This window comes from Acidobacteriota bacterium (assembly GCA_039030395.1).
Taxonomy (GTDB): Bacteria; Acidobacteriota; Thermoanaerobaculia; order Multivoradales; family JBCCEF01; genus JBCCEF01.
The window spans coordinates 271,993-294,175 of sequence record JBCCEF010000003.1 but is presented as its reverse complement, the minus strand read 5'-3'; the positions used below and the strand labels follow the sequence as shown (position 1 = coordinate 294,175).

Genomic DNA, 22,183 nt, shown 5'->3' with positions numbered 1-22,183 from the left:
AGCTTCTATTTCCAGGGGGCTAGGCGCCCCCTCGCCCGAAAACACCAGTGTTTTCAGGCTCACCCCGTCCTCGGCAGCTTCGCTGCCGCCTCACCCTTCGGGTTCGGTCGCTGCGCAGTCACCGATTGGAGCAACCATCCTCGACGCTTTCAGCGCCGCCTCGCCCTTCGGGCTCGGGTCGAGGGGCCAACCAGCGTCAGCCTCATCCCGACGATTTCATGACAACGGGCAAATGATCAGCCCGGCAGCACGTCCTCCCCTTCGGGCATCCAGTCGATCTCCAGACGGCCGGTGCTGGCCGTGCCGATGGGGGTGCCGCCCAGCGGACGACCCACCCGCGGGCGGATGGTGCGGGACGGAGTGCCGGAGGTCGGGCGGCCGGTGTCCGGCTGGATGATGGTCGTACTGCCGCCGCGGAAAGTCGAGCCTCCCTGGCGCTGGGTGCCCTGACGCTGAGTCGAAGTGCCGCCGCGATTCCCCTCGGTGGCTGAGGGACGGTTCGACGATGGCGAACTCCACGTCCGCGAGCGGGTTCTGGGGCTGAAACGTCGGTTGGAACTTGGCCCGCCGGCCCGCCCGCTCGCCTGGTTGACGGCGCGATCGTCGAGATCGTCCGTTTCGAGCACCCGCGACACGGAGCCCTCCACGTCTACCGGATCGATCTCCTCATCCTCTTCCATCGCTTCGTCCTCGCCCTCCTCTCCCTCCGGCAGGGCGACCAGCAAGCGGCGGATGCGAGCCGGCTCTTCGTAGATCCGCGGGGCGAGGGCGGGCTTCACTTGGCGGCCGCCGGCCAGCATCGCGCGCTCGACCAGCCCGTTGTCGATCACCTGCGGGTTGTAGTCCGCCAGGAACAGCCGCGAGTCGAGAGCGAAGGATCGGGCGTACCAATCGACGGCGCGGCGCTCGTCGCCGGCCGCCTCGTGGATGGAACCGATTTGATACGCCGCCCAGGCGTGATCCGGCGCCAGGTCGAACACCTTACGGTACTCATCGAGGGCGAGGCGGGCCTTGCCGCGGCGCTGCAGCAGCAGCGCCAGATTGAAGCGCGCCGGAACGCTGTCCGGTTCGATCGCCAAAGCGTCCAGGTAGGCTGCCTCCGCCTCGGCGGACCGGCCCGCCAGCATCAGCAGATTGGCATAGTCATTCAGGACCGCCGCATCGCTCGGTCGCTCGTCGACCAAGGTGCGCTGCGCTTCGATGGCTTTGTTGAGGTTCTGCGGAACCGAGCCGGCGAGGGCCACGGCCACGGCGGTGGCGAATCCGAGGGCCAGCAAGCCGGCGATCTTTTTCTTGGCGATGTTTTTCTTCAAGGGGTACTCCTCCGAGACTCTCGGAGCCTCATGATGTGCCGGTGGTCACCGGCTTGGCCTTCAACTTGGTGCGTCCCGCCTCGTCACTCAGGCGGAACTGAACGTGGGAGCACCCGGTCTTCGCCCGGATGGCTTCCCGCTGACGGTCCAGGTACCCCTGGAACGTTTCGAGATCGAAGCGTGGCTCCGCGCCACGGCGGTGTAGACCTCGATACAGCGCCTCGGCGGCCTTTTGGTCCACCCGCTCACCGAAGATCACGCCGCGGTCCACATCGACGTAGGTGCCGGTGACCACCCGGCGGCGCCCGCCCATCTCGAAATCGCGGGTCCGACGGTTGAACAGCTCGCTGTAGCTGTTGAAGCGAGCTTCGAGCTGCGACACGCGAAAGGTGTCCGCAACGCCCTGCAGCTTGGCCGTTCGCAGGTTCCGGAGATCTCCGAGCACGCGCTGACGAATCTCCTCCGGCGGCGTGGCCCGCTCGCCGCGGAAGAACCTCTCGAACTCGACCTGGAACAGCCGCAGGTCGTCCTCGACCCGTTCGATGCGCCCTTCGATATCCACAATTCCTCCCAGCGACTGGAAACCGGCGTAGATACAATAGAACCTCGCACCGGGTACCAGGACTCGTCCATACCCGGCGTAGTCTTCGAAGTTTATACGGACCCCGTCCGCTCACCATCCAATGACCTTCGGCCCGATCCCTTTGTCCGCTACCGTCCAGGCTCGGTGCATTCGATGAGTCCACCTCTCTCCACAGCGCCGCACCTGCTGGTGGTCGAGGACCGGGCATCCTTGCGACGCATGCTGGAACAGGCCTTGGGGGGAGAGGGCTACCGGGTGACCAGCGTCGACGACGGCCGGCGCGGCATCGAGGCGATCGAGCAGCAGGCGTTCGATCTGGTGCTGTCGGACCTCCGGCTACCGGGCGCCGACGGGGTGGAGGTGTTGCGCGCCTGCCGCGCCGCCCAGCCGAGCGTTCCGGTGGTGTTACTGACCGGCTACGGCACCGTCGGCACGGCCGTCGAAGCGATGAAGCTCGGCGCCTGGGACTTCCTCGAAAAGCCGGTGGAGATCGAGGAGCTGTTCGACCTGGTCGCCCGGGCCCTCGGCCGGGAGGAGCCGGCCGAGCCGTGCCTGGCGGTGCCCGGTGCCTCGGAAATCGTCGGCGCCCACCCCAGCCTGCGAAGGGCGGCGCGAATGGTCGAGCGCGTTGCCCCCACCGAGAGCACGGTGCTCTTGACCGGCGAAAGCGGAACCGGCAAAGAACTCTTCGCCCGGGCGCTCCACGGACTCTCCGAGCGACGCACCGGGCCCTTCGTGGCGGTGAACTGCGCCGCCATCCCCGAAACGCTGATCGAAAGCGAACTCTTCGGCCACGACAAGGGCGCCTTTACCGGCGCCGATCGTCCGCGCCAGGGACGCTTCGAGCAGGCTCGCCACGGCACCCTGTTGCTCGATGAAGTCGGCGAACTGAGCCCGGCGGTGCAGGGAAAAGTGCTGCGCGTACTCGAAGAACGTACCTTCGAGCGAGTGGGCGGCAACCGCACCTTGGACGCCGACGTACGGTTGGTGGCGGCCACCAACCGAGACCTGGAGCGAATGCTCGCCGAGGGTACCTTTCGCTCGGACCTCTACTACCGCCTGTCGGTCTTTCCCATCGAACTGCCGCCGTTGCGCGACCGAGCGTCGGACATTCCCGCTCTCGTCCGGCACCTCACCCATCGCATCGCCGAACGCCTCGGCCGGTCACCGGTCCAGGTCGACGAAGAAGCCTTGCGAGTACTCGCCGCCGAGCCTTGGCCGGGCAACGTGCGGGAACTCTCGAATGTGCTCGAACGAGCCTTGATCCTGCTGGAGGGCACACGCCTGACGAAAGACGATCTCGCGCTGACCGGCGCCACCCCGACGGCGGCCGACGAGGATCCGCGGGAGGCCGTCCGCCGAGCGCTGATCGCCACCGACGGCGACAAGAGCGCCGCCGCGGATCGCCTGGGCATCAGCCTGCGAACCCTTCAACGACGCATCAAAGCCTACGACTTGGAAGGCGTACCGCAATACCGGAAATGACCAGCCGCTAGCAGGTTGCTGAAAAAGGCTTTCGGCCGATCCCTCAAGCTGCCCTGCTCGTTTTTGGGCTCACCCCGTCCAGGGCGCCTGCGGCGCCGCCTCGCCTCTTGGGCTCGGAGCAGGGTGGTGATGAGCTTTTTCAGCACCCTGCTAGGTCATGTCGTGCAGGGATTCATGGAAGCGCTCTAGCTGGAAGGCTGTCTGAGGAACATTGGTGCGGAAGGGAGTCGCCTGTCGAACGTCTCCTATCGGAATCACGATCTGAAAGTCGCTGACCCGCATTCGACGAAAGGGTGAGTGCTCTAGTTTCGGATTCTTACGAGCCTCTTTGATGGCGCCATAGATCCGTTCGTAGGTCGTCGTGAGGCTGAACTCCTGAGTGTCCGGGTCCCGGTAGCCGCTGACGCTGGGCAGAAGAGTGACATGGGTGGGATCGAGGTTGTCCGAAAGGGTCACCGTGCCGATATAGACTTTGCCCGATCCCAGGGTCACCATAACGCTACTCTTCTCCTGCTGCGAGAGAAAAAAGAGCTTCAATAGGGCACTACCGTGCTTCTCGATCACGAGCTCGGCTGCGCGATCTCGCCCACACACGAGATTGGTGAAGAGAGCGATCGCGGGAGCCAACAAAAGGGCACCGGCTGCCGTGCCGCTGTACTCAAAAGGCACCAGGCTTTTCCAAATGCCGATCGGCTCACGGAGCCAGCTCCACTCAGAAACTACGCGAATGGTGAGTAGGGAGAGGAATCCCAGGGCAATACCGGCAATTGCAGAGTTGAAAACTAGACGGTAATTTGAATATCCAACTGCTCGATATCTAAAATAGTAGGTGGAGTGGAGTAGCACGTATCCCCCGAGAAGGGGGAGCAGAAGCAGATTGAACGGCAAGGACTAGTCGATGATTGGTTATCCGATGAGTGGCGCGGCTACCTTCCTACCCGGTCGAGCCGCCCAAACCCTGAGAGGATCCGTTGCGCTTCTCGCTGCGCACCTTTAGGTAGGACTCCACCATTTCACGCACCTCGACGAGATGATGCTGAAACTCCTCCGTTGTCGCCAAATAATCCGCATCGGTGTAGTGCCCCCCATCTGGCAGGGTCGTCATGCCCTCCACCACATCCTCGTTGGGCCCTGAAAAAAACGGGGGCTTACACATTGCCATGGACTCCTTTCGGCCAACCGACCACTTCACTCAAGAGTGGGTACGTTAGCGGCAATTGAATGGCCCTTGGATCCTTCGAAGATCCGAGCAATTGCAGTGTACAACAGGGACCATCATGCCTCATGACCTTTGACGACTGAAACTCTTTTAGCACTCTCGAGCGCCAACTTCAACCAAGTCCTCATCTCTTGTATAGCAAACCCCCTTCAAATAAGGAAAAATTCCGACCTCGACAGCAGATCAAGACGCCGGCTCTAGCTGCTGCTCGTCGAAGGTGTCCGACTGCACCACGAACTTGGCGGCGGTGATGTTGTAGATGCCGCGGAAGAGCGCCTCGAAATCCACCACCCGCCCCGGGGCGACGGGCCGGCGGACGACGTCCGCCGCCATCTTGCCGAGAAGGGTGCCGTCAGAGTCGTAGGCCAGCACTTCGAGCTGGATGCCGACGGCGATGGTGGAGCCGTTGTTGCGCAGCCGGCCAGAGACCACCGCGCCGTCGCGATCGCTCGGTAGATCGACGTTCCACTCGATGACCTCAACGGTGCCGCTGGCGGTGCCTTCCACTGCCTTCTCGTTCGCCTCGCCATCGGCCGCCGGCGGCACCGCCTTCGGTACGTCTCCGTCCTTCAGTACCAGCACCGCCTTGGGCCGCTCCTCAGGGCTAGACTCTGCCGGCGGCGCCATGGCGGCGCGCAGAGCTTCCTGCGTCGCTTGCCGGCTGGCGTCGAGGTCGATCTCCGTCAAGCGCATGGAGGACAAGGTGCCGGCGGCGGAGGTGAACACCACCAGCCGTCCCTTGACCTCCCACTCGCCCTCGGTTTGGACGGCGGTGCCATCCTTGAGCACCAGGATGTCGGCCGAAGCGACGGGTGCCCATAGCGCGACGATCAGAACCAGTGCGAACCAGCGCGTTCGGGGCATCAATACTCCTTCCAGTTCTTTTGTACGATACAGACCGGTACCGGAGCGATGAACTCAACCCCCGTGTCGGCTCGCCGGGTCTTCACGTTCACCGTGTAGTTGGCGAAATTGCAGTTCTCCGGCATGAGCTTTTGGAGGCCTGCCATCACCGATTCGAGAGACTCCGGAATCGCTTCTTCGATCTCACCGGCCTGGGCGCTGGGATCGGGGTTCTTAGTGATTCCCAATTCCGTGTACGCACCGGTGGGCAGATCGTCGATCACGGCGTACCGGCTGCTGCCGGCCACCGGGTTGCCGTTGGTGGTGAGTACCGCGAAGGAGCGCCCCTGGCCGCGGTTCGCACAGGTGCGGCTACCGCCATCGATGATCTCTTCCGGCTGGAAGGTCAGGAACACCAGCAGGCCGGAGAGCGCGAAGGGCGAAGCGATCACCTTCTCACGCGACAGCAGTTCCATGTACCAGCCGGGATCGAAAGTCCCCGGCGCCGTCAGGAAGTCGGGATCGCCGGTGAAGGGCGACCCCTCCGGATCGATCGAGCGCAGGTCCGACGAATCCAGCGGCAGCTTCGACGGGAAGTCACCCCGCTCGAAGGGCCGGATCACGGCCGGGTCGGAGCTCGAATCGACGAGCTCGTCGAGCACCACGAAGAAGCGCGCCGTTTCCGTCCGCGGCCCCCACAGGTCCTCGCGGTAGCCGGTGCCGAAGGCCACCGCGTAGCGGCCGAGCTTGCCGACGAAGATCACCGACGGCGGATAGAAGATCGGCCGCGGACCGGCGTCGAAGATCTGGAACGGGGTCCACTTGGCATCGGTGATCCGCTTGCCGACGCCGGAGACGTTGACGATCTGCACCCTCTCGCGCAGGTCGACCTTGTACATGTAGCCGGCGGTAGTGCCGACATAGATGGTGTCGAGAATACCGTCCTGGTCCGTATCGACGGCCGCCGGCTCGCTCGGCACGCTGCCGATCACCTCGCGCTTGTAGAGGGTCTCGCCGGTCTCGACGTCCACCATGTAGATGAAGTTGCCCCGCGCGCCGATGCTGGCGGGATCGAGACCACCGCCGAAGATGGCGACGAACTTCTTCACCACATCCGAGCCGCCGGGGCCGCAGTTGGTGCCGTCGCACACGTCGATCACCCCGACCACCGGCCGCGACCAACCGTCGGCCAGGTCCGGAAGACCGTTGGCGTCGTCGTCACAGGGCTCCGGAGCGCCGGTGAAGGTGTTGAGGCACATGTCGGCGAACTCCCACAGGACGTCCGGATACTTCTTTGAACAGCCGGTGGCCTGGTTGGAGCAGGACGGTACGTACTTCGGGGAGCCGGAGCGCGGCGCCGGGATGTTGCCGGCGCCCAGAATGTCCGGCTGGGTGACGTCGAGGGCGTAGTAACCGACCCCCCCTTCACGCAGTCCACCCACCGCCACGGTGCGCCACTCCTTGTCCGTCGCCGTCGGGCCGATGAAGACATCGGCCACCCGAATGGAGCCGTCCACGCCGTACTGCTCGACGGCGCCGTTCGCCATCTTCTCAAGGGTCGGCATCACGCCGCGGGGTACGTAGGAGAACAGCTCGCGGCCGGTGCCGTCGGTGAACGAGCCGGTGACCACGCCGGTGGTGCTGTCGCGAGTACCGTCGAAGATTCCGGCGTCGAAAACGTGCATTTGGCCGTCGTTGGAACCTACGAAGAGCGACTTTCGGCGGTATTTGTGGCGCTCGAAGAAACAGATGTAGCCGGGATTCTTCTTGGTGTAAGGGGAGTTGACCTCACACGCCTCGTCGAAACCCTGGGCGAGTAGAGATGCCGTCGGCCGGGTCTCGTCAACGCCGTGGAAGTCGCCGAAGAAATCATTGGCGTAGAAGCGGAAACTGTCCGGCGAACCGGTGACCAGAGGGTCCGAGTGGAAAATCTCGCCCAGCAGGTAGTCGATGTCGACCCCCGCCTGGTCCGGATCCTCGTAGGACTTGACCTCGTGCACGAATCGCAGGACCTTGTGCAGCTCGTCCAGGTTGGCCGTGCTGGCGGTGCAGTCCGGGAAGACCGAACCGAGCTGGCCGCAACCCATCAGACGCATGATCTCGCGAGCGCGGCCGTTCGACAGAGTGTTGTTGACGAAGCGCCGGCGCACCGCGTCTCCGCTGGCGTTGGTCCCTCCGTAATACACCCGCCGTTGGTTCGCACCCAGCCCTAGGTTGTACTGCCTGGCATCGAGCTGAGACTCGCTCGGAGCCTGCAGCAGGAGCTGTTCACCGCCGTCCCACAGGCGGCATGCGCTCTGCCGCGAAGCCGAGCAGCGCTCGTCGCGATCCGGCACTTGGCGGACCTCCGTCGTACCGTTTGGCAGGGTCACCGTTTGATCCTTGAGGGGCAACGGCCGGAGATAGGCGTCGATCGTACCGGGCCAGACTTCGGCCCCCGCCACCGGCAGGAAGCTCGACAGGAAAATCTTGTCGGCGGAGTTCGCCTGGGACTGCGGCACGGCGGCCGAGGCGAAGCTCTGGGCCTCCCGGCGAATCCCGTTGAAGATGTTGTTGAAGGCGTTCACCAACTCCGCCTGATTGCTGGGAAAGAAAGCGTCGTCGGTGGTGGTGGAATCGACCGAGCTGGCGCTCGTCTGGCCGGCCTGCGCCATGTTGTTGAGCACGGTCTTGTTGTTGACCGCATAGCCGACCACCCAGGTCTTGACTTTGCGATCACCCCACAGCTCCTGCACCGCCTTGACCGGCTCCGTCTCGCGCGAGCCGTCGTCCGCTTGGCAGGTGTCCTCACCATCCGTCAGCAGGATCACGTAGACCTGCTTGCAGCCGAAGCGGGCGTCGTTCTGCTTGGCGACCGGCTCCCACAGGACGTAGTGACTGTTGAAGTTGCGCAGCGCCGCAGCCAGCGGCGTGGCGCCGCGGCCGATCAGCGGCTTGGCAACGGGATTCACCAGCCCCAGGGCACGGTTGAAGAAGTCGGCTCCGTCCCCCAAGAAGGGGAAGTCGTTGATGAACCGGCTGGCGCCGAAGCTCGGGGTGGCTTCCGGGTCATCGCTATCTAGCCAGGCCGCCACGCCGTCGCCGTCGCCGTCGAGATTGAGGTTCGGGGCCAGGCGCCGGCGGATCAGGGTCCGGTTGTCGCGATCCCAGTGCATCGGGATCACGTCGCCGTGGTCCATGACGGCCGGCAGGCTGGCGTCGTAAGGGTTGTCGATCGTCAATTGCTTGAGGTTGACGCCGAGGAAGTCGTCATCGTCAGAATCGTCGTTCGGCTCCCAGCCGTCACACACCCCGGCGCCGAACCAGGTGTCGTTGCGATTGAAGCAGAGGGAACCCGCCGACGGACTGTTGCAAACCTGCTTGCTGGCTACCCGCAGTTCGTTGTGATTCGGGAAGGTCCCCCAGCCGAAATTCACGTTGTCGACGGTCGACAGCACACTGTAGATGGCCTGCTTGGCCTGGTACATGCGCGAGTTCGTGCTGTCTACGCCTTCCGGCAAATCGACCGCTCGATCCGGTGGCCAGTTCATCGAGCCGGTGGTGTCGAACAGGATGAACACATAGGGCGTCGCTTCCTGACTCTTGACCAGGCTGCGATCGTCGGCGCTCGCCGTGGCGGCGACCATGCCGGCCACCAGCGACAGGCACAACGCCAGCCGTAGCCAGGGATTCGAGAAAAGCTTGCTGCGGCTCATGTCAAAAGACCTCCAAGAAAATCAAAGCCCGCTCACGGGACGATGCGGTCGATGCCGGCGGAATTGTTCAGGCCGTCGGAGATTTGCTGCGGTGCCCCCTGCCAGGGCTGCACTTCGATCTGCAAGTTGAGCGACTTTTGACTCAGCAGGGTCGTGTCGTCTGGATTGTTGCCGGTCCAACCGACCCGTCGGGCGGTGGCGCCGAGGGCGTGGTTGATCTCTTTGAAGGCCGCCGGCTCATTGATTTGGCAGAGATTGCAGGGAGCGTCGAGAATCGGCAGCATGGCCGACACCTGGACATCGTGACGCAGGGCGACCTGACCGACCACCGGCTCCGTCAGGCGCAAATCGATGGCCTGATTGTCGGGCAGCGTCAACGCCTTGCTGACGGCCACTCCCACGCCGGACTCGGCGGCATAGAAGATGCGCTGGAGGGTCTTCTCGTTGGAGCCGATCTGACGTTCCGTCTGGGTCAGCAGGGCAAGGGACAGGCCCAGAATGGTCAGCACCACCAACACCAGCAAGACCACGATGTACGCACTGCCGCGTTCCCCCTGCCGGCCGGCGAAATGCAAAGTCCGGCCTGGCCAGTGGAAGAAATTTTGCGGGCGTTTCGAGTCAAAAACCATTAGAGGTTCCTCAGGTCGACCACCGTCTGCAAAAGGCGCCGGCGGAACATTCGATCCCTACGCTCGGCGTCGGACCCCGGCGTAGCGCTTTCACCGTAGACGCGATCCTCGATCGCGCCGATCGGCGGAGAGATGTATTGAAAGTCACGGCGATCGGTGCGGGCCAAAGTCGACAGCCGCACGTAGTTCAATTCCGGCATCGGTGTGCCGGGCACCGGCGCCCAAGGACCGACCCAAGGCGAGCTGCTGTCCGCATCGGCGGTCGAGTTGTAGAGCCAGTCGTCGTTCTGGCCATCGGCCGTCTCGGTGATCACCAGTTGTTCGAGCTGCGACTGATCGAAGTATCCCTGGAGGCTGCTGTTGAAGCCTAGAGCGACCTGGAAATCGATCACGTTGTCGGCGACATCGATCTTGCCGCGCTCCACCGACAGGGGCACGTTAGTGCCTGGGAATAGCTCCGCCCGGGAGAGCTTCGGGGTCAACTCGCTGGTCGCGTCGCCGGGGATCGCCCGCACTTCGCGCACGTAATAGACGTGCTCTTCGAGCAAGCCCGCAAAGGCCACACCGGTGAGGTTGTTGGGCAGGTTGCCGGACGATGTGAAGAGCGTGCGAAAGGAAGTGTTGTGAGTGCCGCTGGTGGTGGCGAAGGTGAGCGTCACCTGAGTCAGTTGGCCGGTGACGGCACTGCGCACGCTGGCGATGTTGGTGATCGGCACCACCGCGTAGATGGTGTCGTCGAGGGGGCTCACCAGCATCAAGGCACGCTGCAGGTTGGGATTCGGCGTGACGCCAAGAGGGGCCAACGCCTCGAGATCCTGCGGCACCCCGGTCGGCGACGGATTGTTGATTTGCAGGGTGCCGCTGGTGGCCGTTGCCGGGCTTTCGTCGTCCGGCAGCAGGGTGAGGGAGGCGCTCGCCCCGAGGGCCGTAGAGACCACCTGATAGATGGGGTTTTCGAAGATGCCCCGCACCCGCAGAATGTCCGTTCCCGGTACCACCGCGGTCTCCGTATCGGCGGGCACGATGCGCACGTTGGCGCCGACATTGTTGGTGACCGACACCGCCACTCCGCGGGAGATCGGCTGACCACCGGAGGGTCCCGTCGGCAATTGCGCCGGCACGCCGCCGCGGCCCGCCATGCGCACCTTCGCAACCATGTCCCGCTGCGCGCCGCGCAGGGACTGCTGCATGTTGGCGACGTTGGTCTGCACCCGCGCCAGTTCGTTGTGGACGTCGAACAGCAGCGAAGCCGCCACCAAGATTTCGGCGACGACGAACAGGGTGATGAGCAATTCCGTCAGGGTGAAGCCCCGTTGCCTGGAGCCACCCCGGCGCCGGCGGAAGTGCGATGGGCGGCGACGTGAAGGTCGTGCGATCAACATGAGATCTCTCGTAGGCGAAGTGAACATCAGAAAGGCTTCAGCACTCGAATGCGCATGTCCGGCACCGGCCCCACCAGGCCTTCGCCGGTGTGGTCCCCTTCGGAGTACTGCAGCAGGACTTCGACTTCCTTGATGTGGATGAAGCCCCGGTCGGTACCGGCATCCAGGGGAGAATCGAAATAGCCGTAGTCGTCGTCACCGGGATCGTCGCTGTCTTCGAGGCCGGGGATGAAGTCCAGCACGCCGTCGGCGTCGGAATCCGTCACCGTTCCTCCGAGGGAGTACTGGCGAATGGTGGTGTCGCGGGTCCACACGGTGCGGGCGGTACCGCTGGGCGCCGTCGCGGTCCAGTACTCATCGCCCTCCACCTTGGGGTCGCCGGAGGAAAAGTAGTCGGTGGTCAACCGCTCGCTGCCAGCGGTGATCTCCAGCGCCTGATTGTTGAAGGGCAATTGATAAAGGCTTTCCAGTTGCCGACGCGCCTGGTTGGCGATCTGAGTCGACTGGCTGCCGGCCACGTTGTTGGACATCGAGCGGGTGAAGAGCGGCAGAATGCTGATCGCCACCACCAGCAACAGCGCCATGGCGATGAGCGCCTCCACCAAGCCGATTCCCGCCTCACCGCGCGATGGCCGACGCGCGCGCCTCCCGGTCGCCATCAGTAGGTCCATTTCCATGACGTTCCCCCTTCACCTTGCTCTTTGAATGCCGTGCCGTTCCATTTGCGCAACCGAACCAAGGCTGAAGCCTCCGGCGAGATCCAAATCTCGAAGAAGTTGCCGTAGGTGTCCGCCAATCGGAAGGCGCCAACGTCCCGCACCGAACCATCCGCCTCCAGCACCGCCTGATGGGGATCGCCCGGCGAACCGGGCACCGCCGTCAAGCCATTCACCGCCGTCACCCCTTCCGGTGCGCCGTCCGCCGGCGCCCAGAAGGCGAGGGTGGTGGGGATCTGGCGTCGATTGATCTCGAAGTCTGTCGTTCCGGGCTGGGAACCACCCACCGGATTGAAGGTTCCACTGTTGTCCAGGTCGACGAAGGAATACACCTCGTCGGATGCGAAGTCGACCCGCACCACCGCCGGTACGCCGCGCTTGACGGCTTCGATCTTGGCGCGCTGGACCTGCATCGAGAACTCCTGCGCCGCCCCCTGGATCTTGTTGCGCAGCAGCATGCGATGGAGGGCCGGCCAGGTGATCGCGGCGATCACCAGGATCAACACCACCACGATCAGCATCTCGACCAGGGTAAAGCCCCCATCCCTTCTGTGAAACTTTCGACTCTTCATACCTTCTCCTTGACGGCTGCAGAGAGGAGCAAAGGCCTTGCCAGCCCTCGGCGGAACCACCGGTTGCCTCATAAAGAACTTGATTCCAGTACGTTAAGCCATCCAAGTCCATTCTGACGACGGTACCGTTTCAATCCAAATCGTTACGAATCGTAACAGATGCGTCATACGGCAGATGGATCCGTGCCCGTGTTCCGCCGCCGGACTGATCTTCGAGGACGAGGGATCCGCCGTGCAGGGTCACGATGCGGTGACTGAGCGCCAGTCCCAACCCGACACCGCCGGGCCGGCCGGTGGCGAAGGGGTGGAAGAGCCGTTCGCGCATCTCCGGCGAGATTCCGGCGCCGCGATCCGCCACCAGCACGGAGGCACCGCCCTCGGCGTCCTCCACCCAAGCTTCCGGCGCCGGCAAGCGCCCGGCCTCGCGCTCCGCCTCCACTGCGTTGTGCAGCAGATTGCGCACCGCCCGCTCGAGGAGCTGCCGGTCGCCCTCGATGGTCGGTCCGCGACTCTCCTCCCCACCGACCCACCGAACGGCCCCGCCCAGGGCCGGATCGGCTACCGCCCGGCGCACCAGCTCCGATAAAGCGATCTCCTCCAAGCGCACCGACCCGGGCCGGGCGAAGGCGAGGAAGTCCTCCAGCACCCGCTGCAGGTGATCCGCCTCGCGCCGGATCTCGGTCAGGTAGTCGCGGATCGACTCGTCTTCCGGCGCCCGGTCGATCAGGGTCAGATACCCCTTCAAGGTCGCCAGGCTGTTGCGCAGCTCATGGGCCACGCCGCCGGCCAGCTCGCCGAGGCGTTCCAGGCTGTCCGTCAGGTGGTTTTCCCGGGCCCGCCGCTGACTCTCCGTGAGGTCCGCAAAGAGGGCCAGGTGACCGCGCACCGCCCCGTCGTCACGGCGCAACGGGTGGAGGGTGATGCCGATGGTGCGAGGGCCGTCGCCGGTCGCCAGGGGAAGCTCCTTGCGCCGCAAACCGCGACCCGTGGCGGCCGCCTCGCCGAGCACCTCGGCAAGGGCCGAGCGCTCCGCCAGGGCGTCGCGCAGCGCCGTCCCGGACGGCGGCGGCTCGATGTCGAGAAGCTCCGCCCCCACTTCGTTGAGGGCGATCACCCGGCCTTGTGCGTCGAGCAGCAAAACCCCGCTGTCGAGACTGCGAGTGAGGGTGCGGCTGATCGCTTCGAGTTCCTCTTCGCCGCCGCCCGGCGAAGGGCCGGCGTGGGCCGCTCCGAGGGAGGCCAGGGCGCGCTCGAAGGTGGCGAGGAGGAACTGCACCTCGTCGTCCCCGGCCACCTCTCCTCCGCCCTCGTCCCGCAGGCTGCGGGCGCGCTCGAGCAGCTTTTCGAAGGGCGACAGGGAGTGACGCAGGAAAAACAGCACCAGCAGCAGCACCGCCGCATTGGCCGGCAGCACCACCCAAGCGAGCACCCGGGAACTGCGTAGCTGCGCCCCCAGCTCCGCCGCCTCAAGATCCACCCGCACAAAGCGCCGGTTCGCGGCCGGTCCGAGGGGCGCGATGCCCACCACCGAGTAGGGCAACCGGCCATTGGGGCCATAGCCGCGCGCTCCGACGATCTCCTGGGCACCCGCCGGCAGCGCCGGCGAATCCTCGGAAAGGGTGCCGGTGCGCACTCGCGCAACGCCCCGCCGGTCGAGCAGGGCGACACCGAGGGCCTGCGGCGCCAGGCGGCTCAACTCGCGGGCGCTCACCGCGCCGCCGGCCGAGGCGAGCTCCGCCGCCGCCGCCGCGGCCAGGCGAGCGGCCCGGTCGCGGCGCTCTTCGGCCAGCAGATCGAGGCCGCTGCGATAGGACAGCAGGGTGAAGGACGACAACACCAGCAGCAGCAGCAGAGCCGTCGGTGGCAGCACCAGCAGTTCGCCGCGTAGCCCCAGGCGGCCGAAGCGCCGCAACCCCCTCGCCTTTCTCGCCGCCGACGGTTCCGTCACAGCAGCTCCAAATAGGCATCGACCAGTGGCGGCCCCCAGAACAGGCCGACCAGCGCGCCCAGGGACAGAAACACCCCGAAGGGCAGCTTTGCCCGCCGCCCGGAGCGGCCGGAGACGATCAGCGCCACGCCGATCAGCGCGCCGGCGGCGGTGGCCACCAGAAAGGTCACCGCCATGCCCTTCCAGCCGAGGAAGGCGCCGACCATCGCCAGCATCTTGACGTCTCCCAATCCCATCCCTTCCTCCCGGCGCAGCAGGTACCAGAGGCCCCAAACGGCGAGCAACACACCACCGCCGGCCAGCGTCCCGATCAGCGCACCGGCGAAGTCCGTCCAGGGCGCCCAAGGCTGAAGCAGCAGGCCGACGGCGATGCCCGGCAGGGTCAACCGGTCCGGCAGGATGTAGTGGTCGAGGTCAATGCCGGCGAGGGCGACGAGGAGACTGACGAAGAGCATCGCCACCATAGCGCCCAGGGAAATGCCAAAGGCCTGCAGGCAGCCCACAAAGAGCACCGCCGTCAGCGCCTCCACCAGCGCATAGCGCGGGCTGATCGGCACCCAGCAGCAGCGGCAGCGGCCGCCGAGCAACAGATAGCTGAGCACCGGAACATTGTCCCGATGGCGAATCGCCGAACGGCAGACGGGACAGCGGGAACGGGGAGCGATGGTCGACAGCCCGCGCGGCAACCGATGAATGACGACGTTGAGATAGCTGCCGATGGCGAGGCCGAAGACTGCGGCGTAGGCATTCGCCAGAAGGTCGAAGAGCACGACGCCGGGATTCTACGCCACCGGCGCCGAGGAGCGGCCGCCACGCCACCAGATCAAGGGCGCGAGAATTCCCCAAGCGAGCAGGCCGATGACGACGCCGAGATCCACCATCGGATCGCGGAAGGAGAGTTCCAGCCGGTGAGCGCCCGGCGGCGCGACGACGCCGATCTGCCCGAGGGCGGTGGGGACCACCGTCAGCACCTCGCCATCGACGCTGGCGCGCCAGTGGTCATCGAAGGTCGAGGCGATCACCAGAAACCCGCCCGGGGCCGCCGCCTCGTAGTCGAGTTCGATGCGCGAACCGCGGTCCCACAGCCAGGTAATGCGAGCCTCCGGGCGCTCTTCCACCCGCTCTCCCAGCCCCGCGCCCGCGGGGACGATCCAGTGGTCGAGGGCCCGGTAGTCCATCGCCCCGGCGCGCTGCGCGTCGACCGCCGCCTGGCGCTCACGGTGCCAGTGCACCCGCGGCACGAAGCGATAGCGCGGCAGAGCCCAGCCGTTCTCCCGCACCTCGACCGGGGCCTCCGGCTCAGCGCCGCGCAGAATCAAATACCCGACGTTCCAGGCCCCCAGCAGAGCCGCGGTGCGGACCGTGTGGGAGGCGTCCAACCGCAGCCGGTGGAGGCCGTGGCGCCCCCACTCGGTGAGCATCAGGTCGTAGTCCGCGTGCAGGGCGTAGGGCACGTCCCAAAGATTGCCGACGTAGGGGTCTAGGCGGGCGGTCTTGGTGTACTCGTAGGCGAGCCCCGGCCGCGGTCCGGCATCGCGCCGAAAACCGCCGCCCAGCGGGTGGAACAGTTCGTCGACGAACAACCGGGAGTCGAGCGGCAGAAAGGGCGCGATGGCGGCCGGCGGGCGGGCCAGGTCCGCCGCCGGCAGGGTGCGCACCAGCCCCGACCCGGTCCACAGCAAATCCCCACCGACCAGCAGCGCCAACGCCGCCGACAGCGCTGCCGCCGGTACCCGTCGGAGGCGCACGCACCACAGGATCGCCGCGCCGATCACCGCCACCCCCACGGTCAGTGCGTGTTGCCGCGCGAGAAACCCCAGCGCCTCGGACACCGCCGCGGCGCTGGCCACGGCGAGGGAGCCGGACACCACCCATGGACTCAGCCCGTTCGGTCCCAACCAGAAAACCACCGCCACCAGCAGGGCCACCGCCGCCGCGACCAGCGTGAGGACCAGGGGCAGTCGTTCTTCACCTCGACCCCGCTGGTCGAGCAGCCGCTGCCAGCCGAGGGCCGCCACGAAGGGCAGCGCGGCGAGGGCGAGCAGCAAGAACTTCTCCGGGTAGCGCAGGCGGCCGAGGAGCGGCAGATGCTCATGCAGCCACGGGTAGACGGGATTGTGGTGACCGAGACCGAGGAACAGGCCGCCGGCAAGCATCGCCAGCCAGGCGTTGCGCCGCGGGCAGCCGCGCCACAGGGCGGCGATGGCCAGCAAGGCCACCAGCAGACCGGGGTAGATGGAGAGCAGGTACGGGAACTGCCGGTCGTGCAGATCGGAGCCGAAGTAGAGCCCCTCCTCCCAGCGCACCGGATCGCCGAAGGCGCGCGGCAGCATCAACTCCACCAAGCGCTCCGGCGGGGCGGACCAAACCGTGGCGGTGGCGACATCGAGAGCCTCCTGGCGCGGCGAGTCTGCCAGCCGAGCGCCGGTGGCGAGAAGTTGCGGCGCCGCCAGGATCAGCGCCAGGACCACCGGCACGGCCACCCGGGCGACGGAGCGCAGGAGACCCGGCGGAGAAAGGGGACCGCGGACGACGAAAGCGACCAGGGCGAGCCCCCCGAGAAGGGCGGTGGTCGGCTCCCCGTTCAGGAGTTGCATCGCCAGAGCACCGCCGGCGGCAAGAGCCGGACGCCAGCGAAAGGGCCCCGCGGCGGCGAGGGCGTCGCCGGCCGCCAGAATCCAGGGGAACCAGGCCATGCCACCGAACATGGTGTAGGCGTGGAGCAGCGAAAGGAAAGCGCCGGCGCCGGTGTAGGCAATGGCTGCCAGGGCCGCCGCGCCCGACCCACACCCCAACCGCCGAGCCAAATACCAGGCGCCGCCGAAGGCGATCCCCCCGTGCAGCAGCACCTGCCAACCGAGGGCATAGCCCGGATCGCACACCAGGACGATCCAACTGAGCGGGTAGAAGGCCCCGTAGCTCGGATTCGACAGCAGCGGTTGCCCAGCATGGATCCAAGGGTTCCAGTACGGAACCCCCTCACCGAGGAGGCGAGCGAAGTTCAGCCGCAGGGGAAGGTGGAAGAACGCGAAGTCGCGGGTCGCGAGGAGGCGATCGGGTAGGGCCAGAATCCCGAAGAAGCAACCCACCACGGTGGCCCCGAGCACCACCGGCAAGCCGCGCCTGTGCGCAAAAGGCACCATGAGCGGGAGTCTAACCCGCGGCCGTCAGGCGGGTCCGAATGGACCCGGCAGCGCCCGAGAAGTCGCTACTTTTGAGGCCAGCGGAGGAAGAATCCATCGGCCCACAGGATGTCCTGATCGTAGTCCGTCGGGTCGAAGGAACCCACCGTGTAGGTGCCCGCGGGCAGGTTGAGATCGCGCCCACCGCTGGCGATCATGAAGCGCTTCTCCTTGCCGACTCCGCTCAGATCCATGCGGTAGTAGAAGGTCCGCTTCCAGCCGTCCCGCACCGGAATCTCCTGGATGTACTGGGGGACCAGCGCCGAACGCAGAGCGGGAATCGTGCTGACCCCCGTCCAGTCGCCGAGGTCGATGGTGCTAGAAGCACCGGCGGCGGCGGCGCTTGCCTGATCCGTCAACCAGGCCATCATCGAATTGCCGACATTGCGGGCATCCATCATGGTCCGCTTCTGTTTGGACTTCTGTAGCGCGTCGATCAGATTGGGCACCAGCAAAGCCGCGATGATCCCGATGATGGCGACAACGATCAACAACTCGATCAGGGTGAAACCCTGTTTGCGACGATTCAAAAAAAACATTCAACCCCTCCCTTCCAATGACTTCCCATGCCAGGAGCCGTGGCGCACGACCCATAGATCCATAGGACTTTCGCCACAGCCTCCTTAAGAAGCAAAATGCATACCGGCAAATCCACCAAAGAAAATGGGGCTTTTCGAGACGGACTGACAAACTGTGTCAGGCCCCTTCCGTTCCATTGCAGCGCTCAGGGGTCATTGCTCATAGGCGTACTCTTGAACCACCCGCAGCAGGCGAGCCGTGCCGGCATCGAGTTCCGCCACCGGGATTTCCTCGTCCGGCCCGTGGATGCCGGAGAGTTCCGGTCCGCTCAGAACGAAGGGTGAGAAACCGTAGGTGGGAATCCCCCGCTCACGAAAGAAGCGGGAATCCGTGAAGCCCGCAATCAACGCCGGCACCACCGGAGCCTCCGGCTCGAGAACGCGGGTGAGGACCCGGAAGAGGCGAGTGTCCGTGGACGAGGAATCGGCCGGCGGTGAGGCGACCAACACCTCCACCTCGAAACCGCTGCCCAAGGCGGCGCGCAGATCGGCGAGAAAGGCGTCGGCATCGGTTTCCGGCAACAGGCGCACATCGAGCAGCGCCGAGGCGCGCTCCGGTACAATGTTGATCCCTTCGCTGCCCTCGATCACCGTCACCTGCACCGTGTCCAGAAACAGGTTGGCGACCCCCGGCAGCATCGGTCCCGTTGGCCCGTCGGGTAAGACGTAGGCATCGACATCGCGGTAGTGCCCGCGGAACATCGGGCTCTCGAGATCGGCGATCGCCCTCAGGTAGGTCCGGGCGGCCTCGGTCACCCGATAGGTCGGAGGCCGATCCACCAGCCGCGACAGGCCTCGGATGAGCTTGTGCATGGCGCTGTGCGGATTGAGGCCGGAACCGTGCCCCCCACGGCCCTGGGCCGAGACCCGCAGCCAGAGGGGCCGCTTCTGGGAGGTTTCGACCCCCCACCACAAAAGGCCGGCCGGAGGCTTGCGGTTGCTGCCCCCCTCATTGAGGACCGCCGCCACGCCGTCGAAGATCTCCGGGTGGTGCTCCCATAGCCACGCCGTCCCCTGGCCGCCGCCGGTCTCCTCGTCGGCCACCGCCAACAGGGCGACGCCGCGCTCCGGGGGCACCCCGCTTTTCTTGAGCGCCACCAGCGCCGCCACCTGGGCCACACCGAGGCTCTTGACGTCGATCGCGCCGCGGCCGCGCAGCTTACCCGCCTCCAGATCGCCGGCGAAGGGCTCGAAGGTCCAGCCGGGGCCCGGCGGCACCACGTCCATGTGGTGCATCATCAGCAGGCCCTCTCCGGAGCGCTTGCCTTCGATCTCGGCGTACAGGCTGGTCCGCCCCTCGGCGGTCACCAGCAGCCGGGTGGAAATACCGGCCCGGTGGAGTATGTCGGCGAGGTAGGAGGCCGCGCGATGCTCGTCACCGGGAGGGTTGGTGGTGTCGATGCGCAGATAGCCTTGCAGCCAGCGGCCCACCTCCGATAGCGGCGGCTGGGCCTCGGTCGTCGCCGCGCATAGCGCCGCTACCGCAAGGACGATGCCTAGGGTGCTGTTGAATCGCACCGAGAGAATCTCGTCAGGCCTTGCTTCTCACCAAGTTCGTAGCGAATGGACGTAGGTGCCAGTAGCTGCAAGGACTCTTGTCTTCGGAGCGACGCAGGCGTACTCGAAGTACGTCGAGGAGCGGACAAAGGGCGCCGCAAATACTGGTGCATACGTTCTCGCAGTAGAACTTGGTGAGAAACAAGGACTCGTACAAACAAAAACGAGGGTACCCGAAGGTACCCTCGACAGATTACTCAACGAAACCTGTAAGGAATCGAATCAGGGGTCGACCTTCTCAGGCCAACGCAGGAAGTAACCGTCCGCCCAGAGGATGTTCTGATCGTAGTCCGTCGGGTCGAAGTTGCCGACGGTGATCGTGCCGGAGAGCGAGATCGCGGAGCTCCGGCCATCGCGGCCGCCGCTACCGACGATCATCACGCGCTCGGCGAGGGGGTTGTCAATATCCAACTCGTAGGCGAAGGTGTTCTTCCAGCCGTCGCGGGGCGGGACGTCCTGAATGTAGCGCGGCACCAGGGCGCTACGAATGGCGGCGAGGCTCGAGTTGCCGGACCAGTCGCCCAGGTTGACGGTGGTGTTCGCGCCGGCGGCGGCGGCACCGACCTGATCGGTCAGCCAGGACATGGCGGCGACGCCCCAGTCGCGCTCATCGGCGACGGTGCGCTTCTGCTTGGCCTTCTGCAGCGCGTCGATGAAGTTGGGAACCAGCAGGGCGGCGATGATGCCGATGATGGCGACGACGATCAGCAGCTCGATCAGGGTGAAACCGCGCTGCCGCTTGCGAGTCAGTTTACTCAACATTAGATCAATCCTCCTTATGATTACTCGTGGCGACCAGCCCAGAACGTTCCGGCTTCAAGGTGCCATCGATACCGCTTCGGGTGTCCTACAAAGCATGGACTGTGCCAAGTCCAAAAGGCCCGCAAATGGCGGACCCACACCATCTCTTCCTACGAAACTGTGACGCTGCTCGTCGGCCGAGTGTCACTTTTTGTCAATCGCTTCGGAAGCGCTCTCGAAACCGGCCAGGTGGAGAGCCAGGTCACGATAGATCTCCACCCCTTCGACGTAGCCGGGCAGGGCGATGCGCTCGTTGACGGTGCCCCGGGCGACCAGGTTGAGCACCTCCGGCGTCAGCACCATGAAGGGCGAGAAGCCGTAGGCCGCGATGCCCTTCGCCCGCAAGAAGCGGGCGTCGGTCATCGTCCAGGGAAGAAACAGAGGCCCCTGAGGGACCCCCGGATAGTGCCGATCGATCACCCGTTCGATGTCGTCGAGGATCCAATGATCCGCCGAACTGCCGGCGTCGGCGGCGCCGTCGTTCTCGACCCAGAGGCCCAGCCCGTGGGTTCGCCAAGGCGGCAGCAGCGCCTCGAAGGCCGATTGCGGATCGGCTCCGGGAGCGAGCTGCAGCGCCACCCGCATCTCGAAACCGCCGTTCACCTCTTCGACCGGAAACGGCACCGCCTCGTTGCGGAACATCGACTGCAGATAGCCGGGCAGTTGCTCGAAGGCCAGCACATCGTGCACCAAGCGCCGCGGCGCCGCCAACAGTTGCACCCAATCATCGCGGTCGCGAGTTTCCGCGTAGTGCTCCAGAAAGACCTCCAGTTCCGGAGAGATCACCAACCCGGTCGAAGGCCGACCCTCGGCAATGAGCTCTCGGCGCAAGTCTTCGAGGCGTTGCCGACGGTCGCTGCACAGGTGAACACTCACCACCCGCTTTTGGACGAATTCCGTTCCCCAGTACTTGACGTCGTCTTCGGAACGGCCTTCGACGGCGCCGCCCTCGGTGAGCACCACCGCGAAGCGTTCGGTCAGCTCCGGGCGCTGGGACAACAGCCATCGCATCCCCAGGTCGCTGCCGATCTCCTCGCCGGAGGTGGCGAGAAAAATGAGCGTGCGGGCCGGCCGCTCGCCGCTTTCGGCGGCCCGGCGGGCGACTTCCCGGAAGGCTTCGAGCTGGGCGACGGCGACGCTCTTCATATCGAAGGCGCCACGGCCGTAGAGCCACGGTCCGGAGAGGGTGCCCTCGAAAGGTGGGAACTTCCAAACCGAGAGATCGGACACCGGGTCGACATCGATATGGTGATGGAACACCACCGCCCGGGGATCGTCCCCCTCGAGGATCGCCCACAAATTAGCGTCCGTCGCGCCGACCCGCTCGAGGGTCGAGGGAATGCCGGCCTCGGCCAGCTCCGCCGCCAGGAACTCCGCCCCGGCGGCGGCATTGCCGTCCGGCGTGCTGGTATCGATGGCGATGTACTCCTGCAGCAGGACAACCGCCGGATGGCCTTCGAAGTCCGCCTCGCTCCAGGCCTTGAAATCACGTATCGCCAGCAGATTCTGGATCCAGGCGAAGAGCCCGACGCCGATCAGCCCCACCAGCAGCAGGCTGACGTACAACGCCAGCCGGGCGCTATTGCGGCGGCGGCGAGTGAGTTCCGAGATTCGGTTCATGGTGAGCCACCCGGCGCGGCGGCGGGCCGCCCCGGAGCGCCGCAGATCCTAGCAGCAGAA

The 22,183-nt window shown here is 65.6% G+C and carries 18 protein-coding genes; 1 reads left to right on the top strand and 17 read right to left on the bottom strand.

Annotated features, from left to right (window positions below; translation table 11 throughout):
- Nucleotides 1–236 precede the first annotated feature (236 nt).
- Together AAF481_05530 and AAF481_05525 are read right to left on the bottom strand one after the other, a co-directional pair.
- Complete coding sequence (locus tag AAF481_05530) at nt 237–1,313, bottom strand: tetratricopeptide repeat protein (GenBank protein ID MEM7480614.1); 1,077 nt, start codon at nt 1,311–1,313, stop codon at nt 237–239.
- Between the two features lie 28 nt (nt 1,314–1,341).
- Nucleotides 1,342–1,875: an MXAN_5187 C-terminal domain-containing protein gene (locus AAF481_05525; GenBank protein ID MEM7480613.1), complete on the bottom strand. Its 534-nt coding sequence runs from the start codon at nt 1,873–1,875 to the stop codon at nt 1,342–1,344.
- Nucleotides 1,876–2,049: 174 nt separating this feature from the next.
- On the opposite strand from AAF481_05525, the gene AAF481_05520 reads away from it, so the two are divergent.
- Complete coding sequence (locus tag AAF481_05520; GenBank protein ID MEM7480612.1) at nt 2,050–3,381, top strand: sigma-54 dependent transcriptional regulator; 1,332 nt, start codon at nt 2,050–2,052, stop codon at nt 3,379–3,381.
- Nucleotides 3,382–3,531: 150 nt separating this feature from the next.
- Here AAF481_05520 and AAF481_05515 read toward each other — a convergent pair whose 3' ends face one another.
- The 15 genes from AAF481_05515 to AAF481_05445 form a co-directional block, all read right to left on the bottom strand.
- On the bottom strand, nt 3,532–4,269 hold the full coding sequence (locus AAF481_05515) for a hypothetical protein (GenBank protein ID MEM7480611.1): 738 nt from the start codon (nt 4,267–4,269) through the stop codon (nt 3,532–3,534).
- 46 nt (nt 4,270–4,315) lie between these two features.
- Nucleotides 4,316–4,486 (bottom strand): hypothetical protein, encoded by a 171-nt coding sequence (locus AAF481_05510; GenBank protein ID MEM7480610.1) that lies wholly within the window; start codon nt 4,484–4,486, stop codon nt 4,316–4,318.
- A 297-nt stretch (nt 4,487–4,783) separates the two neighbouring features.
- Nucleotides 4,784–5,464, bottom strand: a complete 681-nt coding sequence (locus AAF481_05505; protein MEM7480609.1) for an FxLYD domain-containing protein — start codon at nt 5,462–5,464, stop codon at nt 4,784–4,786.
- Nucleotides 5,464–9,138 (bottom strand): PilC/PilY family type IV pilus protein, encoded by a 3,675-nt coding sequence (locus tag AAF481_05500; GenBank protein ID MEM7480608.1) that lies wholly within the window; start codon nt 9,136–9,138, stop codon nt 5,464–5,466. Before AAF481_05500 ends, AAF481_05505 begins: the two co-directional genes overlap by 1 nt.
- A gap of 32 nt (nt 9,139–9,170) precedes the next feature.
- Nucleotides 9,171–9,713: a PilX N-terminal domain-containing pilus assembly protein gene (locus AAF481_05495; GenBank protein MEM7480607.1), complete on the bottom strand. Its 543-nt coding sequence runs from the start codon at nt 9,711–9,713 to the stop codon at nt 9,171–9,173.
- 53 nt (nt 9,714–9,766) lie between these two features.
- The gene (locus tag AAF481_05490) at nt 9,767–11,149 is read right to left on the bottom strand and encodes a prepilin-type N-terminal cleavage/methylation domain-containing protein (GenBank protein MEM7480606.1); all 1,383 of its coding nucleotides are present in this window, start codon (nt 11,147–11,149) and stop codon (nt 9,767–9,769) included.
- Between the two features lie 26 nt (nt 11,150–11,175).
- Nucleotides 11,176–11,808 carry a hypothetical protein gene (locus AAF481_05485; protein ID MEM7480605.1) on the bottom strand — a complete coding sequence of 211 codons (633 nt, stop codon included), beginning with the start codon at nt 11,806–11,808 and terminating at the stop codon, nt 11,176–11,178.
- Nucleotides 11,808–12,437 carry a prepilin-type N-terminal cleavage/methylation domain-containing protein gene (locus tag AAF481_05480; protein ID MEM7480604.1) on the bottom strand — a complete coding sequence of 210 codons (630 nt, stop codon included), beginning with the start codon at nt 12,435–12,437 and terminating at the stop codon, nt 11,808–11,810. Before AAF481_05480 ends, AAF481_05485 begins: the two co-directional genes overlap by 1 nt.
- 130 nt (nt 12,438–12,567) lie before the next feature.
- Nucleotides 12,568–14,385 (bottom strand): ATP-binding protein, encoded by a 1,818-nt coding sequence (locus AAF481_05475; GenBank protein ID MEM7480603.1) that lies wholly within the window; start codon nt 14,383–14,385, stop codon nt 12,568–12,570.
- The gene (locus tag AAF481_05470; GenBank protein ID MEM7480602.1) at nt 14,382–15,155 is read right to left on the bottom strand and encodes a prepilin peptidase; all 774 of its coding nucleotides are present in this window, start codon (nt 15,153–15,155) and stop codon (nt 14,382–14,384) included. The genes AAF481_05475 and AAF481_05470 overlap by 4 nt, the downstream gene beginning before the upstream one ends.
- Before the next feature lie 12 nt (nt 15,156–15,167).
- Nucleotides 15,168–17,528, bottom strand: coding sequence for a hypothetical protein (locus AAF481_05465; protein ID MEM7480601.1), 2,361 nt, complete (start codon nt 17,526–17,528; stop codon nt 15,168–15,170).
- Between the two features lie 65 nt (nt 17,529–17,593).
- Nucleotides 17,594–18,106: a prepilin-type N-terminal cleavage/methylation domain-containing protein gene (locus AAF481_05460; protein MEM7480600.1), complete on the bottom strand. Its 513-nt coding sequence runs from the start codon at nt 18,104–18,106 to the stop codon at nt 17,594–17,596.
- 192 nt (nt 18,107–18,298) lie between these two features.
- A complete protein-coding gene (locus AAF481_05455) occupies nt 18,299–19,663 on the bottom strand; it encodes a M20/M25/M40 family metallo-hydrolase (GenBank protein MEM7480599.1) in 1,365 nt (454 codons plus the stop codon).
- 261 nt (nt 19,664–19,924) lie between these two features.
- Nucleotides 19,925–20,464 (bottom strand): prepilin-type N-terminal cleavage/methylation domain-containing protein, encoded by a 540-nt coding sequence (locus AAF481_05450; protein ID MEM7480598.1) that lies wholly within the window; start codon nt 20,462–20,464, stop codon nt 19,925–19,927.
- Nucleotides 20,465–20,647: 183 nt separating this feature from the next.
- Entirely contained in the window at nt 20,648–22,123 is a 1,476-nt protein-coding gene (locus AAF481_05445) for a M20/M25/M40 family metallo-hydrolase (protein ID MEM7480597.1), read from the bottom strand.
- Nucleotides 22,124–22,183 lie beyond the last annotated feature (60 nt).